General features: G+C 41.9%; 12 protein-coding genes. All 12 read right to left on the bottom strand.

What is annotated here, in order from left to right; genetic code table 11:
- Nucleotides 1-5 precede the first annotated feature (5 nt).
- Nucleotides 6-1,346, bottom strand: a complete 1,341-nt coding sequence (locus CD03_RS0110260) for a TrkH family potassium uptake protein (protein ID WP_027293551.1) — start codon at nt 1,344-1,346, stop codon at nt 6-8.
- 304 nt (nt 1,347-1,650) lie between these two features.
- Nucleotides 1,651-3,243 (bottom strand): amidohydrolase, encoded by a 1,593-nt coding sequence (locus CD03_RS0110255; protein WP_197041654.1) that lies wholly within the window; start codon nt 3,241-3,243, stop codon nt 1,651-1,653.
- Nucleotides 3,244-3,435: 192 nt separating this feature from the next.
- Nucleotides 3,436-4,356 (bottom strand): tocopherol cyclase family protein, encoded by a 921-nt coding sequence (locus CD03_RS0110250; protein WP_044289291.1) that lies wholly within the window; start codon nt 4,354-4,356, stop codon nt 3,436-3,438.
- Between the two features lie 19 nt (nt 4,357-4,375).
- Nucleotides 4,376-5,818, bottom strand: coding sequence for an FAD-dependent oxidoreductase (locus CD03_RS0110245; RefSeq protein WP_027293548.1), 1,443 nt, complete (start codon nt 5,816-5,818; stop codon nt 4,376-4,378).
- 45 nt (nt 5,819-5,863) lie between these two features.
- Nucleotides 5,864-6,640 carry an RNA polymerase sporulation sigma factor SigG gene (gene sigG, locus CD03_RS0110240; protein WP_027293547.1) on the bottom strand — a complete coding sequence of 259 codons (777 nt, stop codon included), beginning with the start codon at nt 6,638-6,640 and terminating at the stop codon, nt 5,864-5,866.
- A gap of 129 nt (nt 6,641-6,769) precedes the next feature.
- On the bottom strand, nt 6,770-9,205 hold the full coding sequence (locus CD03_RS0110235; protein ID WP_027293546.1) for a beta-mannosidase: 2,436 nt from the start codon (nt 9,203-9,205) through the stop codon (nt 6,770-6,772).
- Nucleotides 9,206-9,398: 193 nt separating this feature from the next.
- Nucleotides 9,399-10,904 (bottom strand): ABC transporter substrate-binding protein, encoded by a 1,506-nt coding sequence (locus CD03_RS0110225; protein ID WP_027293545.1) that lies wholly within the window; start codon nt 10,902-10,904, stop codon nt 9,399-9,401.
- A 74-nt stretch (nt 10,905-10,978) separates the two neighbouring features.
- Entirely contained in the window at nt 10,979-11,938 is a 960-nt protein-coding gene (locus CD03_RS0110220) for a carbohydrate ABC transporter permease (protein ID WP_027293544.1), read from the bottom strand.
- A 12-nt stretch (nt 11,939-11,950) separates the two neighbouring features.
- Complete coding sequence (locus CD03_RS0110215; protein ID WP_027293543.1) at nt 11,951-12,895, bottom strand: ABC transporter permease; 945 nt, start codon at nt 12,893-12,895, stop codon at nt 11,951-11,953.
- 141 nt (nt 12,896-13,036) lie between these two features.
- The gene (locus CD03_RS0110210; RefSeq protein ID WP_242849078.1) at nt 13,037-14,566 is read right to left on the bottom strand and encodes a response regulator; all 1,530 of its coding nucleotides are present in this window, start codon (nt 14,564-14,566) and stop codon (nt 13,037-13,039) included.
- Nucleotides 14,541-16,280, bottom strand: a complete 1,740-nt coding sequence (locus CD03_RS35965; RefSeq protein ID WP_052377755.1) for a sensor histidine kinase — start codon at nt 16,278-16,280, stop codon at nt 14,541-14,543. The genes CD03_RS0110210 and CD03_RS35965 overlap by 26 nt, the downstream gene beginning before the upstream one ends.
- Nucleotides 16,281-16,396: 116 nt before the next feature.
- A complete protein-coding gene (locus CD03_RS0110200) occupies nt 16,397-17,077 on the bottom strand; it encodes a hypothetical protein (protein ID WP_027293541.1) in 681 nt (226 codons plus the stop codon).
- Nucleotides 17,078-17,129: the final 52 nt, after the last annotated feature.

Raw genomic sequence — 17,129 nt, 5'->3', positions numbered from 1 at the left:
CCTTCTTATCCTATCGTAATTTGCTCAACCGGCTGTACTACCGGTGTCGTTTTTTTATTCCCTCTCAATGATAATGCAAACGATAAACTTCCGATTCGTCCGCAGTACATAAGAAAGATAATGATTATTTTAGAAATAGCATTCAGATCCCGTGTAATTCCGGTAGACATACCTACGGTACCAATTGCTGAGAATACCTCCAGTAAAACGTCTGTCATTGGTATTGGCTGTATAGCAGTGATCAGTATCACGGCTCCCACAGACAGGAAGAGATTAGTGCACAAAACCGCACTTGCTTTTTTAATTACGTCATCGCTCAATCTCCTGCCATATATATTACAGCAGCGGTTCTGTGTAATATTTTCTCTTAAATAGAAGATCATGACTACCAGCGTTGTTGTCTTAATACCGCCTGCTGTAGACCCCGGGCTGCCGCCTATGAACATCAGTACTATGGTCAGCAGCTTACTGCTGTCCTGAAGCGCCGCTGTGTCCACGGTATTAAATCCGGCAGTTCTTGCGGTAACAGAGCTGAACAGCGAACTTAAAATTTTACCGCTTGGGGACATATCACTGATGATGTGGCTGTTTTCAAATAAGTAAAATAATACCGCCCCGCCGAAAATCAATACCAGGGTTGCTGAAATTACGATTTTCGTATGCAGTTTATACTGGCGGAATTTCCATTTATGGGTCCAGATATCATCCCAAACCAGAAATCCGATACCTCCTACTACAATTAACGTCATTATGGTCAGGTTTATAATCCAGTCATCATAATATCCGGTAAAGGAAGCATAGGGAATCTCTTTCCCCATCAGATCAAATCCAGCATTGCAAAATGCGGAAATTGAATGAAAGATTCCATAAAAGCTGCCCCGCAGCACTCCGAATTCAGGTATAAACCGGATACTTAATAATATAGCACCAAGTCCTTCGAAAAAGACAGTGCCGATTATGATTTTCTTTGCCAGGCGGACAATACCGCCAATCTGCATGGTGTTTACACTTTCCTGTAAGATACCTCTGGTTCGGAGTCCTATTTTTCTTCTTAATATAATTGAAAAAAATACGCCGATGGTCATAAATCCCAGTCCGCCGATCTGAATCATTCCAAGGATAACCAGCTGTCCAAACAGTGACCATTTCTCCACGGTATTGCTAACCACCAGGCCGGTAACACAAGAGGCTGAAGTTGCTGTAAAAAAAGCATCCAGGAAATTGGTCATCTGTCCATCCTTACTTGAAATCGGCAGAGTCAAAAGCAGCGCACCCGCCAATATGATTGTAAGAAACCCAACTGCAATCATCTGGGTTTGAGTTAATTTTTTATACAATAGCTTCAGCATTTTATTTATGTCCTTTCCTTCATACGCACTTTAAAAATTTTAACTGAAAATCATCCTGCTGCAAGTTCTAATTATAATAAACTATTCGTTAAGGCGGTGATAATTTATCTGTTTTCTATATTAAAAATGCATTTAAATTCTCGATTTACCATTAAGATTGTATTAAGATAAAGTGGTAAAATGCTAACTTGTCAAACCTTTCTGTTTTTCCTCATATATTCATTATTTCCTGGAAATTTAAATGAATGCAAATCTCTTACTTTTATCCGATATTTCTTCCTATTTATATAGAATTTTATTTTTAAATTTTGCGTTTTCTTCCTGTCATCATCCGGATGAGCTCCCCAATCGTTCCCTTTTTTTCTTTACACTTTATTCCATCCAGATAGAGGCACTGTATTTCAGCTTGTGCTATATTGGTTTTATCCATCTTTAACAGATCTTTATCGGATACCATAAAGTTTGCCCGCTTTCCCACTTCAAGTGTACCCAGCTCCTTTTCCTCACCCAGCATCTTCGCCGGATTCCTGGTATAGGTACAGAGCGCCTGATACATGGTCAGTGATTGTTCCGGTATATAAAAATCGATCATTCCAAGCATCTGGTTAAAAGGATTGATGCTTTGTACCGGAGCATCGCTGGAACCGCAGATACATACCTGATGATCCATCAGTGTACGCAAAGGAATCTGCTGACTGATCATATGCTCCGGCAGAGACTGCTCATAACTTTTCAGATAATTTTTATCAATCCATGAAAAGCCCGGCTGCACGGCCAATGCCAGGTTCTTCTCCATAACCCGTTCTACGGCTCCTTTATCCGGAAATTCAAAATGATCTATGCGATGCATTCTAGCCGGGCAAAAGCGGTCATATCCGTCTAACAGAACGTCTATTGCCTTCTCTCCTATTGCATGGCTGCTGATTTGATATCCTGCCTCATCCGCTTCTTTTAATTTATCCGCAATTACTTCTGATGTGAAATAGCAGTCCACCAGCTCATTCGTATCTTTATAAGGACTGTAAAATGCTGCACTGCCAGATCCCACAGAACCATCCATTTCCCAGTCGCCGCATCCTCCTACCCTGGGCGTCCTCTGAAACTTTCGGTAATAACGGGCCTTTTTCAAATCCATAAATTGTGGAAAAAGGCGCACACCAATCTCCATATGAGATGCTATTTTTGCCAACCTTCTGGTTTGCTTGTCTTTATTTACATCTCCATTTCCATCCATAGCACAGACAATGCCAATTCCGTATTTTATACAGAGATTTGTAAAGCTTGCGATTCCTTTAGCCCATACTGCGGGTGTTACTGATTTTCCAATCAGCTCCATCACTTTGCCCTGTATAATTTCATGATCCCTGCCTGTCAGTATTCCGGTATGGTTCTCTTTATAAATATTCAGTTCTTTTAGCAATGCTGTTGACATACTGCTGCTATGCCCGTCTATATTGTAAATTACAATTTTTTTACCATTGGCCCATTCATCCAGCTCATGGCGGTTGGGAAGCCTTTTTTCCGGAATTGCTGAAGCAATATATTGATTTGCTGTAATGATATCCCTCCCGGTTCTCTCCCGGCATTCTTTCGTTATGAGCTTTGCTGCGTCTTCTAGCTTATCCGGATATATTCTGCCATCCTCAATTTTGCAGACCGAAAAACTATTTGCGCCCAGCACCATGGTATACATCAGGTGCAGATGTGCATCTATCATGGCCGGATAGACATGCCTGCCGTTTAAAGAAACTTCTTTCTCATATCCATAGGGCTTCTCATCGCCAAGATAACTGATTCTCCCATCGGTAACCCCCATATAGCGGTAACATTCCGTTTCCGCCCGGAGGGTATGGAAATATCCGTCTTTGTAGAGACATTGTGTTATTTTCATCATATTCATTTTGCACTCACCATCCAGACTGTTTATTCGTTCTTGCTGTCTTTCTATGTTCCCATTATACCTGCCTCATGAACTGACGTAAAGCTTGTTTTTCGGATGACGCAAAGAGGGGTTGATGACAAACGGAAAGGAGCCACTGCCTGCGCAATATGCGCAGGCAGTGGCCCGTTAGATATGTGACGATGATTATTCCTTCATTATTTCCAGGCTTGCCTGTGGACTGATCACATCAAAGATTAATTCGTCCCGTTTCCAGAAACGGTAACGCATTTCACAGGAGAGGCTCTCTTTCACTGCCCTGCCCATACTGCCGTTTACAGGTGCTTTCAGATCAGATGGATTCTGTTTCAGGACTTCCGCATGAAACCAGTATTTTCCCTGTCGGATCAGTGCCTCCTTATCGTTAAAGATCAGTATCCGGACTCCGCGGTACGTTGCCAGCCGGTATTCCTTTCCGCCTTGCATGATGCAGCAGATACAACCGGTAAAGCTTCCTTTTAGCAAAGGTATTTTTGCCAGTGACAGCATCAGGTCACCGCCGGCACCTCCATTCCAGCTGCATTGGGTCCAGAGATATTCGCTTGGAAAGCTGCTGCCCCAATCTTTTTCTATATATCCGGTACCGCCGGCAAAATCATATCTGTGCCCATTTACTACTACCGTACCAGTCAGTTCATGATGCATACTCAGCACCCCATGATTGCACTGCATAAACGGTGCAAAGCGGAAAGGCCCCATAATGTCTTTCCGGGGTGCTTTCAGTTCTCCATATCTTATTTTTCCAATAACCCTTAAATCTTTTGTTTTAATATCCAGAATGATCCCTTTTTCGGAAAAGGTATTTTTTCCGATCCGGCAATAAAAATTCAGAGGACTGGCATAAAAATACTCCACCGGAAACTCTGTGTAGAAAGATTCATCATTGGTGATTACCTGTATGGATGCCGAACGGTTTCCTTCTTCATCAATGTGAAAAGCCGGAATAAAACTTAAGGACTCTTTCCCTGACTGGTGCTTCAGATACCATCCTTCAAAAAAACTTTTTTTCTTCTTCTCCCCATGGAAACTTTTCCTGGGTATGGTCAGATACTGCCGGACTTTTTTCATCTTTTTCCCCCTTTTTGTTTTATTCCGTGTTCAGATTTTCCTGTGCCGGGTTATCTATCAGATTTCCTTTATAATCAAACCGGGAACCATGGCAGGGACAATCCCAGGACAGTTCATCGGGATTCCATTCCAGTTGACAGCCCAGATGAGGACATCTGGTATCAACGATAAAGACTTCCCCTTCTGCATTTTTATAAACACCGGCTTTCTTCCCTTCATATTCTACGATACCGCCATGGGACAGCGGAAGCTCCTCTATATTTTCTTTTGGGATTTTTAAATTCTCATACAGAATTCCTTTCGCTGCTTTATACCCATCCGTTACCACATTTTTAGCGGAAGCCGACAGATGGAATCTCTGGGGTGAGAATACTTCCATAAAAGGATTTTCCCGCTTCATGATCAAATCAGAAATCAGCATTGCGGAAACCATAGAAGAAGTCATTCCCCATTTCCCAAATCCTGTCGCCACATACCAGTCCGGAGTCTGGCTGGAATACTGTCCGATATAAGGAATCCCATCCAGCGTCATACAGTCCTGCGCCGACCAGGAAGCTGATACCCTGCTCCCAGGCCAGTATTTGGATGCTTCTTCCCACAATTTCTGATAACAGCCTCCCACTTTATTTTCTCCTGTGCGGTGCCCGCTGTCGCCAATCAATAGCAGATCTTCGTAATTGCGGTAAGAAAAACTGTTTTCTTTATCAATACCCAGATACATGCCGTCTAACTGCACAGCATTTTCAAGCGCCAGTACATAGCTTCGCTCCTGATGCATACGCATAAAATAGTATCCCGGTACATTGATAAAAGGATAATGAGTGGCAAATACAATCTGTTCCGCATGAATTACATAAGAGTCGGTAACGATCTCCTGCCCTTCCACACTTTTTACTTTTGTATTTTCATAAATCGTCAGTTCCTTAATCATCTTATCCAGAAATTCCAACGGATGAAACTGCGCCTGTCCATAAAACTTGGCTGCTCCTGCAACCGGGAAAGGCAGTTCTGTCTGAGTGGTGAATTCTGCGTGTATTCCTAATTTCTGAGCTGCCTTTACTTCTGCTTCCAAACTATCAGATCTGGTTACGGAATAAAGATACGAAGGAAGCTCCTGAAAATGACAGGGGATCTGGTATTTGTCAATCAGGTTTTGATAAGCCTTGATAGCTTTCTGATTAGCAAGGGCATATTGTCTCGCCTTTTCGATACCACAATCGCGTATTAATTTATGGTAGATCAGGTTATGGGAGGATGAAATCTTTGCAGTTGTATTCTTCGTCTGTCCGCTGCCTACTCTGGACGCTTCAAATACAATGACTTTCTTGCCTTCCTGCTGTAGAAAATATGCAATTAAAATTCCCGCCATACCTCCACCAATTACAGCTACCTCTGTTTCCAGGTTATCCGCAAGGGATGGCATAGCTGTTACTTCTGCTGTTTTACTCCAAATTGATTCCATGTGCTCACCTTCATGCCTGATATTATGAGGATATTCCCCACTACGTTATCTTAAATAGTTCTTCATGCTCTTTAACGCATTTTTTTCCAGTCGGCTAACCTGTGCCTGGGATATATTAATTTCATTTGCTACTTCCATCTGTGTTTTCCCCTGGAAGAAACGCAGTTCAATAATATGGCGTTCCCGTTCGTTCAATCTTTTAATTGCTTCATTTAAAGAGATGGATTCCACCCAGTTCTCTTCTTTATTCTTCTTATCACTGATCTGATCCATTACATAGAGGGTGTCTCCGCCTTCCGTATAAACCGGATCATAAAGGCTGACCGGACTCTGGATCGCATCCATAGCAAATACAATGTCTTCTTTTGCAATACCAATCTCGTCTGCGATCTCATTAATGGTAGGCTCTTTTAAATGCTTCTTCATATAGCCTTCTTTTGCATAAATCGCCTTGTAAGCCGTATCCCTCAGTGACCTGCTTACCCTTATTGAATTATTATCCCTTAAGTATCTGCGGATCTCACCAATAATCATCGGAACCGCATAAGTAGAAAATTTTACATTTAAGGTCGAGTCAAAATTATCTATTGCCTTAATCAGACCGATACAGCCTATCTGAAACAAATCATCCGCATTTTCATTGCTGCTTGAAAAACGTTTAATTACACTTAATACCAACCTTAAGTTTCCTTTGATGTATAGTTCTCTTGCTTCTTCATCGCCCTCCTGAATCCGGGCAAAAAGTGCATCTTTTTCTTCATTGTTTAAAAGGGGAAGCTTTGATGTATTCACACCACAAATTTCTACTTTATTAAGAGCCATAACGTTCATCCTCCTATTAATTTGTTTAATAGAATGATTCACATTATGGCTCTCAAATATTCAAATATGAAAAAAATTATGTCAACTTTTAGCCCTTGACAAATTCCTTATGGGGGTGTTGTTTTTTCATCATCCAATGTCATAAACACTCCTGAGCCGCAGTTTATCCGGCTTTCCACTGATTATCTTTATCCGCTTCTCTCCTGCGTTCATATCAAAATAATTATCGGATAAAATAAGGTCCTCCTTCTGATTTAAAATCTCTACATTTTTTGCGTATGTTTTCGACTGAATAATGATCTCTCCATTTTCTACCCGGCACGTAAGCTGCGGATCCTGGTATTTAAAATATTTGGGAAGTGAAAAGATTACGGTTCCTTCTGATATAAGTTCTCCATTTTTCATCAACTGATAGCTGACATATTCTGTAAACATATCCACATCCGGCAACTCTTCCTTATCCAGCCATACACTGGTCAATGCCGGAACCATAATTTCTCTGCTCTCTTCTCTTAATACCATGGCACCGGCATCTCTCAGCTGCCATTTTACTGTTACGTTCTCATCTTCCCTGGTTTCGTTTGCAACATTCAAATGAATCGATTTTTCAATATGGTAATGCTGGCGGTTCATATCTGCATCCTGTGTTAGAAGTCCTTCTTCCTCACAGGATATCATACACGGACTAAAAAATCGCTTTGCATAATAGTGAAGTGCTTTCCACCTCTGGCAGTAATCGATGGATGCCCAGGAAGCCACGGGCCAGCAGTCATTGAGCTGCCAGTAAATCGCTCCCATACAGCGCCCTCTGTTTCTCCTGAAATGCTCAACTCCATAACGGATCGCGTCTGCCTGAAGTAATTGGGACGCATAGATTACTGTCTCAAAACTGTAAGGATAGCGGTAGGTCTGCTGAAGATAATTCATAATCTTCCCGTTAGCGCCAAAATTTCTCTGATGCTTTTCCATCACATATGAAAAAATATTCATATCTCTTGGATCATCCGTTATCGTTTCTATCGTCTTAACACTTGGAAATGACTGAAAACCAAATTCCGAAGCATAACGGAAATAATGCCGGCGGTATTCAGAAAACGGCTTATTTCCGTGCCATACTTCCCAGAAATGTACATCGCCTCTGTTTGGATCATTTGGTTCATCAAAAGATCCGCCTGAGGAAGGACTTGCCGGCCAATAGAACGTATTCGGGTCATATTCTTTTAAAAGCTCCGGTATGATGCGTTCGTACATCAGAAAATAATCCCTTACTTCTGAGTGTCTGCTCACCCAATTGCCTTCTTTGACAAACAGTTCCATCTCATTGTTTCCGCACCACAGTCCCAGTGATGCATGATGCCGCAGACGCTTTATATTATCTGTAAATTCCTGACGGATATTCGCTTCAAACTCCGGAGTCAGATCATACACGGCACATGCAAACATAAAGTCCTGCCATACCACCAGCCCTAATTCATCACAGATATCATAAAACCAGTCCTCGGGATAGTATCCGCCGCCCCAGACACGTATAGCATTAAAATTTGCCGATTTGCACTGTTCCAGAAGATTTCTTGTAGTTTTGCTGTTCACTCTCCCAAGAAGATGGTCTTCCGGAATATAGTCCGCACCCATGGCAAAAATAGATATCCCGTTTACCTGGTGTGCAAAACAGGAACCCCATTGGTCTTTTTCAATATGCATGGTCATGGTTCTAAGCCCGATACGGCGTTTCCAGGAATCCGTCTCGGTTCCCCCGGTTTTCTGAATTACTTCCAGCTCATATAAATCCTGGGCGCCGTATCCGTTTGGCCACCAGAGCCTTGGCTCTTCAATAGTGATTTCATCCGGTGAATTCTCATAGTCCCTGCAATTGCCATCGGGATCGGTCACCTTTACTTCATAGGTAGTGGAAACGCTGTCGCACTTATCTTCTTCCACCCGGATCTGAAGCCGTACTTTTCCATTCTCGTGTATCTGGGTAATATAAACACTGTCAATGCGGGCATGGTCTATTCCAATCAGCCTGACCGGTCTGAATATTCCCGCATCCGGAAGGTGTGCACCCCAGTCCCAGCCAAACATACAATGTGCCTTTCGAATATGAACAAATCCATCCATGGCATCTTCCGATCCCCGGGTAGGAGACTTTTCAAATGCTTCCCGGATATACTGCAGGGGAGAGTGCAGAACTACATGCAGCTCATTATCCTGCCCCGGGTTTAAAAGCTTCTTTACATCAAATTCCCAGATCCGGTGCATATTATAAGCCTGCCCCGCAAGTTCTCCATTTACATAGATGTCGGCAATCGTATCCAGCCCGTCAAACCGGAGTAATACCCTTTCTTTTTCATACACCACAGAATCCACCCGGAACATGGTACTGTACTCATAGTCAAATTCCATTCGCTTTAGCGCCTGATCCTCGTTGTCTTTCCAGAATGGATTTTCCATCTCCCCGTTTAAGAGCAAATCGGTGTAAACCGTTCCCGGTACAATCGCTGGCAGCCATTCCCCTTCCTCCAGCCTGCGCATTCTGAAGTTATCCTGTAACATCTGAGTAACCATAGATTTTCTCCTCCTGAATTTTATTTTGTAAACCCTGAAACCCTTTTATGTTCCTGTTAATGCTTATATTATAAACCAAGTTTACTAATACCTCAATGATACTTTGTTTGAATTCAGGATAAATTCTAAAACCCGCCATGATGAGAAAACCAGCTGTGCAGATGGAGGCTGTGTTTGGGGAGAGCAGATGGGGTCATTTTGCCGCCTTCCCCTTCCATTCATCAATCTGCTTTTGCATCTCATCAATTACCTTCTGTAATCCTGTCGCCTCCAGTTTTTTCTGCAGCTCCGGCAGATATTCGGAAGGTTCAACACTTCCGGTAAACAGGGACGGTCCGAATTCATCCAGAATATTCCGGAAACCTGCGATCTCGGTACTTACCGGTTCGGAATTAAAATCAAACCCAAAGGAAGGAGCATTAACAGCCTGATCGTTAAACTCTTTAAACGTACTCCATTTATCTGCCGGTTCCGTATCCTGCACGTAAGTATTGAACAAGCCCCCCTGTATCCAGTACGGAACGGAGTAATCTTTTCTTTTTTCCTCAATCAGCTTCACTTTAGTGTCATATACATATGGCTTTCCTTTCACGGCCTCTTTCTCTTCTGCCGATACCGGAACTTTTTCATAATGTACGCCTTCGATTCCATAGTTTAGAAGATTTCTCAAATATTCATCCGTGTTTACCAGATTTAAAAACGCCACCGCTTTCTCTGGGTTTTTGCAGTTCTTTGATATTGCAGTCAGGGAACCTCTGGCTGAAGCATTGGTTACCTGCATATCCATAATGGGAGAAATTGCCACTTCGTATCCAAGGTCTTTTCCCCAGACGACATCTGCATAGGGCTGTCCATCCCCTTTCGTCACAAACCGTTTCACCGATTTGTCATCCGTTGCGGTTGCCGCATCTTTATTGATATATCCAGCCAGATAATACCTTCTTATGGTATTCAGGGTATTTTTCATCTGGTCCGTTTCAAACAGGTTTTTCACCGTCAATGATTCATCCCCATATTCGATTCCTACGGGATCCTGTATTTTATCCATATAGGTTGGCGCAGTAAAGCTCTTAATCAGATATAAGGGCACTACGTCCGGTTCTTTTTCTTTGATCAGCTGCAGCCATGGTTCCAGATCTTCTAATGTGTGGATGTCCGAAACCGGAATATCATATTTATCCACATATTCTTTGGTAAATACCCACATTGGATAACTGCCGATCTCCTTTTCATTTGGTACCCCATAGGTTACGCCTCCGATCTTCGCCGCATCCCAGAAACGCTTGTCAATTTTCTCATACATTTCCTTTCCTTCTTTTTGAAGGTAATCGTCAAGAGGCAGGAATGCTCCTTTTTGAGCCATCTGTAAGTAATCATTTGCCCAGGAACTTGTAAATGCCAAGTCCCAGTTATCCCCGGTATTAATTACCACCTGCATCTTCTGATTATAATCACCCCAGCCGATATTATTAATTTTGATCTCCACTCCGATTTTTTCTCTTGTATACTCATTGATTTTTTCCAGAACCTGAGGGGTATCTTTCTGCGCATCACCATCCTGATACCAAATAAGTGTTACCACCTCTTCCCCATCTGTCCCCTTTGCCGTCTCCTTACTTCCGCATCCAGATGCCATTCCCAGAATCAGTGCACCTGCAGTGATGAGTGCTGCTGCTTTTTTTATTTTATTAAATTTCATAATCCGTTCCCTTTCTTCATTTCCACAACTATTGCGGTTACTTTTTTAATAGATGCATAGATTCTCTTTCTCACCTATTCTTTTACTGCTCCAATCGTTAACCCATTGATAAAATACCTTTGGAAAAATGGATATGCAAAGACAATTGGCAAAGTGGAGATTACCACTATCGCCATCTTAATAGTCTCTTTTGGCAGATTAGCCGCTGCCTGTATCCCATCAACGCCCATCATGGATTTATTGCTTGCCAGCCAGTCAATGGAATTTTCTATCTGTATTAGCAGGTATTGCAGCGGCAAAATTTCTTTTCCGTCCAGATACATCATGGCGCAAAACCAGTCATTCCAGTATGCAAGCGTAAGAAATAAACCTATCGTGGCAAGCCCCGGCAATGCCATTGGAATTACAATTTTAAAGAAAAGTTTCCATTCGGATGCGCCGTCTATTTTCGCTGATTCTACGACTGCATCCGGAATACTGGTTTTGAAAAAGGTCCGAAGCACAATTACATTAAAGGTGTTCAGGCATAGTGGTAAAATCAATGCCCAGACCGTATCCTTCAGCATGAGGAATTTGGAAACTACTAAATAATTTGCAACCATACCTCCGCTAAATAACATTGGCACTGTAATTACCAAAGTAAATAACTTTCGGTAGGCATAGGTTTTTCTGGAAAGGGCATATGCGTATGTACCTGTCAGCAAGAGTCCAATGACCGTTCCGGTAACAGTAACAAAAATGGTAACTCCATAGCTGCGGATTATATTATCTCCGGCATTGATAATGTACTGGTATGCGTAAAAGCTCAGTTTTTCAGGAAAGAACTGATAGCCATTCACAGCCAGGATTTTTTCATCCGTAAATGAAATGATCATAACAAAAATAAATGGGATTACACAAAACAGCGAAAGTGCACTTAAAATAATGTTAAAAATCACATTGGTCGGTTTTTTTACCTTGTTATATTTACACTGTTCTGCTTCTATTTTCTGAAGCTTTTTCTCAAGTTTTGCTTCTTTATATCCGGCAAACATTCCATTCCCTCCTTAAAATAGTGCATTATCGCTGTCCACTTTGGATACGATTTTATTAGCAGCCATAATCAATACAAATCCTACCGTTGACTGGAACAATGCTGCTGCAGAACTCATCCCGATCTCTCCATTGGCACGCAATGCCCTGAAGATATAGGTATCCAGAACATTCGTCACATCGAACAACGCACCAGAATTTTTAGGCAGCTGGTAGAAAAGACCGAAGTCTGCATTGAATATTTTTCCAATTGACATGATCAGTAAAATAGTTATGACCGGTTTCAGAAGTGGTAAAGTAATGAATTTGATCTGCTGCCACTTTGTTGCCCCATCCAGGACTGCAGCCTCATAATATGTTTTATCAATTCCGCAGATAGAGGCAAGGTAAACCACCGTATTATAACCGATTCCCTTCCACTGGCTCATCAGGATAATCAGAAATGGCCACCAGGATTTTTCTGTATACCAGGAAATCCCCTCTTTTCCATATTGCTGCAGAACATTATTGACAAAACCTTTTTCCGGGTTTAAGAATGCGAATAGACAGTAACTAACCACAACCCAGGATAAAAAATATGGCAGAAACATAGCGCTTTGATAAATCTTTGCCATGCCTTTGTTCCGGATCTCATTGAGCAGCAGGGCAACCAGAACCGGAAGCGCCACTCCCAGTATGATGAATACCAGATTATACAAGACTGTATTTAAAAATACTCTGGCTGCATCCCCGCTTGCGAACAGGAATTTGAAATTGTCAAATCCAACCCATTCACTCTCAATCAGACTTTTGAAAAATCCGCCGTTGTCTGCTATCCGGAATTTTTTAAAAGCAACTAAAATTCCAAACAGCGGCAGATAGGTAAACAACAGGAACCATATGCCGCCCGGCAGACTTAAAAACAACAGTTCTTTATTCGCTTTTAAACGGCTTAAAAATTTTCCATTTTTGTTTCCCATTTTATTCCCTCCCTTGTTATTTGATACATTTACTATATCATTTAACAAAATTGGAATATAGTTGAAAACTTTTAGGTTTCTTGTACATTTTCTAGTTGGAGAAGCAGCAAGTAAAAAAATATGGCGCAGTGGTCTGCCCTGTTAATATTTTTTCATTTCCCGCAGTGTGGCAGGTGACACCCCATAACACTGCTTGAATTTTCGATAGAAGTAACTGGTATCCGGATACCCTACTTCCTTCGCAATATCATTAATGCGCATATTGGTACTTAGAATCAGTTCTTTCGCCCTGCTGTTTTTTGTATTGCTCAAGTACTGCGCGAATGAACACCCCACCTCTTTTTGAAAAATCTGCCCCAGATAGGATGTATTCATGTGATATTTATGGGCGAGGGTCTTCAGGTTCATATCTTCCCTGTAGTTTTCCCTGACTTCTGCAAGAATCTGCTTGATCACAGGCGTATAATAGGATTCTTCTGTGTGCAGGCTGTCAATCATATTTATAATTTCTTCGCGAAAGACGGTCTTCACGGAAATGATATCCTCTGCCTGATTAATTTCTTCAATTATATGATATAAGCGATGCTTTCCGCCGCTGTCCAACAGTTTGTATTCTTCCCGTATATCCTGAATGATACCGGCTATTCTCAGGCACATTTGTAATAGTACGTCTACCTCCATATCCCTGTTTACATGATTTATAAACAATTCCTCCAGATAACTGAGTGCACTCGCTTTATCTTTTTGGATGATCAGCCGCTGAAACCGTTCTGCATCTACGGAAATATCCATAGATTTCCTGTTATTGATATACTCCTGATCAACACAGCTTCCATATCCATCAATAACCAGATATTTCTGATTGGAAAGCGCTTCCCGGTACGCCCGGGGCATTTCCGTAAATTCCATAAAAGGAGAACTGATGCTGGTAAAAATGTGAATGCCAAATCTCTTCTCAATCTGGTTCTGCATATCCGTCAGATATCTTCTGACTTCTCTTGCTCTATCTGACTGGCTGGATAAAGTCAGAAGAATGCTGTCAGGCGGTAAATGATATACGCGTATTTCTTCTTCTGTCACTATTTGCCCAAGCCAGCTCATTACATCGGTAATCTTAAACTCACCCAGGCTGTCCAGCTTAAGTTTCATTACCGCCGCATATGTATAGGGTTTCGTGGCAGATAAGCCGGTTTGCGTCATATAATGTACCTGTTCATCGTAATTCATTTTACCGTTTAAGAATCGCATAAAATCTGTCTTACCATCAATCTGCGCCATATCTGCCTCTTCTCTTTCCTTAAGCCTCGCTGCTGCAGACTGCAGAGATTTTTCCAGCTGCTCTTCATCTATGGGTTTTAAAATATAGTTTTCTACTTCAAGGTGAATTGCTGCCCTGGCATATTCAAATTCATCGTATCCCGTAAGAATAATAAAGCGGACCCTTTTACTTTTCTCCCTAAGCCGCTCCATCAGATCAAGTCCATTCATTCTCGGCATGGAGATATCGGATACCACAATATCCACTTCCTCTTTTTCCCAGCAGGCAAGTGCATCAATACCATCATGAGCCATATGGACAATGGTCATTTCCAAAGCCTCCCAGTCTATTATATTTTTGATTCCCTGCAGAATAAATTCTTCATCTTCAACTAACATTACTTTTTTCATCATAACCTGCTCCTTTTAATGGAAAACGTAAATTTACCCGCAGACCGGCTGGCTGGTTTGCCTCTAAAAGAACCCCATAACCCTTACCATATGCCGCCCGCATGCGAAGATTTACATTTTGTATTCCGATTGAACCCTTTGACTCTTCACAAAGACAATTTAATTCCCTGTTTTTATCTGTAATTGCCTCATCCTTCATACCATATCCGTTATCCGAGACCACAATCAGCATATCATCGCTATCCTCTTTTATTTCAATACAGATCCGGTTGTCACTATCCTCCAGGCGGATACCATGTACCAGGTAATTTTCGATCACAGGCTGAATGATAAATTTAATGACCGGTATATTCACAAATGCTTCCGGACAGTCAATCTCAAACTGGAACTTATTCTGATATCGGAATTCAAATAATTCCAGATACTTTTTACAGTAATGAAGTTCCTTTGCCAGCGTGATAATGTCGGTATCTTTAATCTGGCTGCGGAATATGACGGCAAGACCGTAGAGCATCTTCCCCACCTCCCTGTCGCCGTTGCATATGGCCTTCATACGGATGGACTCCAACGTATTGTATAGAAAATGAGGATTGATCTGACTTTGCAATGCCGCCATCTCCGCATTCTTCTGCTCAATCTGTGCCAGATAACTCTTTTGAATGTAATGGTTCAGTTCCACACACATTTCATTGAAATGCTCTGCAATTACATCCAGTTCATCTTTTTCCTCATCTACTTTCAGCCGGACATCCAGATCTCCTTTTGTAACCCGTTCCATTCCATCTAATATCCCATCCAGTCTGCCGGTCAGCTTGATCAGATAAAAATGGATAAACACAATACCAAGGGTAACAATAGACAGCCCGATTAGAATAATAGTAGCCCACAGCCCCGCCGGCATTTTATCCGCCCGGGACTTACCGATGGAGGCAGCTACATGGAAATCTTTGACCTGGCGGTAATTGACAAAGGCTTTCAGCTCTTCTTCCATCTGCCTGGTATCCTCCAACAACAGCATTTTCTTTGCATCACCCCTGCCGCTGGAATCGAACACAAGATTTCCAAAACTGCTGAAAACCAACAGATCACACCGCTCAAAATATTCCCATGCATCGGCAAGCCCTGCATTTTGAAAGAAGACAATCATGCATCCGATATTCTCCAGTGTCACCGGATCACGGATTTCTTTTAAAAATTCATACTGCAGGGGCTGTTCCATTCGTTTTTCATCTAACTGATTCCTTAAATACCCTGACACTTCCCGGCGTGAAACTTTGCCATCCGGGGTGTATACGGTCAGTTCTTCTTTTGGGTAGCTGACGAAGCGAATGCTTTTGATCTGCGGGCTTTCTTCCATGGCATTAAATGCAAAATCATCAATCCCGTTATAGCTGGCAGATGAAGAAGCCGAGAATGCATCCAGCCTGTGTTTTAAATAAGCAGTAATATCTTCCGTAAGATAAGATATCACATCCTGGAGTTCTGTATTGGATTTATACAAATCCGCCAGCATATTATCTGCTTTATCCGAAGAACGCAGAATTTCCCGCGAAGCATCCTCCCCCACTTTCTGCATGTATTTCAAACTCTTTTCCTGTATCTGTCCTTTGGTATTTATAATAAAATAAACGACCAGTGCTGCTGCTATGCCCACACTGATCAGTGTATATGTACGGAATAATTTCCGGTAAAGCTGCTTTGGTGTTTTCTTATTCATATTTCACATCACCCCCATGATTATTATATTATATACAGCAAAAAAAGGAGTATAGAAGACCTGAACGCACTTCTATACTCCTTAATACACAGGCAGCTGCCCGCGAAAGGGACGCTTTAGGCTTTACCGTATTTTTCTTTCATTTCCGATATAATCCGCCGGTTCATAAAAGCAACCAGAAATCCGTAGAAACTGCCCATAAATAAAACCGTTGTACCCGGGGACAGTTCAAAAGCCAAAAGTATGATACCGAAAGCCGCCAGATTGCCGATGGCAGCCACTGGCTTGCCCAATGTATAAGCCAGTGCCAGTTTGCACACATCCGGGGAGGTTAATTCAGTATTTACCGTCAGAAAATACAGATTTGGCGTTAACAGCAATACAACAAGAAACAACAGCATAAATAAAACCGCCAGTAAAAACACCGGAACTATTCTGGTGAAAAAATTCAGGTTGGTCCATATCATAAAGATGGCTGTTAACTGAAGAGCCCCTGATTTTACTGCCTTTTTGAAGTATTTTTCATATCCTTTCCGATAATCTCTTACTGCTCCGGCTTCGATTCCGGATACGAATCTGCCCATAGAATAGAGTACCGCTGAAAATGCAGGTGCTGCCGGCAGGAGGCACAAAAGAAATAGCGGCAGAAAAGTTCCGGTACGGCTGATACCTACAAATAGTAAAAATAACAAAACCGGCAGATTACATATGATAAACAGAAAATTTATTCCCAGGAAATAATATATCCTGCTAAAAAAATTCATAATCCGCTCCCAGTTAAAAATATCATGCTGCATTTCTATTCCTCCTTTTACCGGCATGCCTTAGTTAGAGCGTGTCTGAAAAAAC

The sequence above is a fragment of the Robinsoniella sp. KNHs210 genome (assembly GCF_000686105.1).
Taxonomy (GTDB): Bacteria; Bacillota; Clostridia; order Lachnospirales; family Lachnospiraceae; genus Robinsoniella; species Robinsoniella peoriensis.
This window is presented reverse-complemented; position numbering and strand designations above follow the sequence as displayed.

Bases quoted from the DNA above. Each gene is read 5' to 3' on its own strand.
- CD03_RS0110255 (WP_197041654.1), bottom strand. From the start codon at position 3,243: ATGATGAAAATAACACAATGTCTCTACAAAGACGGATATTTCCATACC.
- CD03_RS0110250 (WP_044289291.1), bottom strand. From the start codon at position 4,356: ATGAAAAAAGTCCGGCAGTATCTGACCATACCCAGGAAAAGTTTCCAT.
- CD03_RS0110245 (WP_027293548.1), bottom strand. From the start codon at position 5,818: ATGGAATCAATTTGGAGTAAAACAGCAGAAGTAACAGCTATGCCATCC.
- sigG (WP_027293547.1), bottom strand. From the start codon at position 6,640: ATGGCTCTTAATAAAGTAGAAATTTGTGGTGTGAATACATCAAAGCTT.
- CD03_RS0110235 (WP_027293546.1), bottom strand. From the start codon at position 9,205: ATGGTTACTCAGATGTTACAGGATAACTTCAGAATGCGCAGGCTGGAG.
- CD03_RS0110225 (WP_027293545.1), bottom strand. From the start codon at position 10,904: ATGAAATTTAATAAAATAAAAAAAGCAGCAGCACTCATCACTGCAGGT.
- CD03_RS0110220 (WP_027293544.1), bottom strand. From the start codon at position 11,938: ATGTTTGCCGGATATAAAGAAGCAAAACTTGAGAAAAAGCTTCAGAAA.
- CD03_RS0110215 (WP_027293543.1), bottom strand. From the start codon at position 12,895: ATGGGAAACAAAAATGGAAAATTTTTAAGCCGTTTAAAAGCGAATAAA.
- CD03_RS0110210 (WP_242849078.1), bottom strand. From the start codon at position 14,566: ATGATGAAAAAAGTAATGTTAGTTGAAGATGAAGAATTTATTCTGCAG.
- CD03_RS35965 (WP_052377755.1), bottom strand. From the start codon at position 16,280: ATGAATAAGAAAACACCAAAGCAGCTTTACCGGAAATTATTCCGTACA.
- CD03_RS0110200 (WP_027293541.1), bottom strand. From the start codon at position 17,077: ATGCAGCATGATATTTTTAACTGGGAGCGGATTATGAATTTTTTTAGC.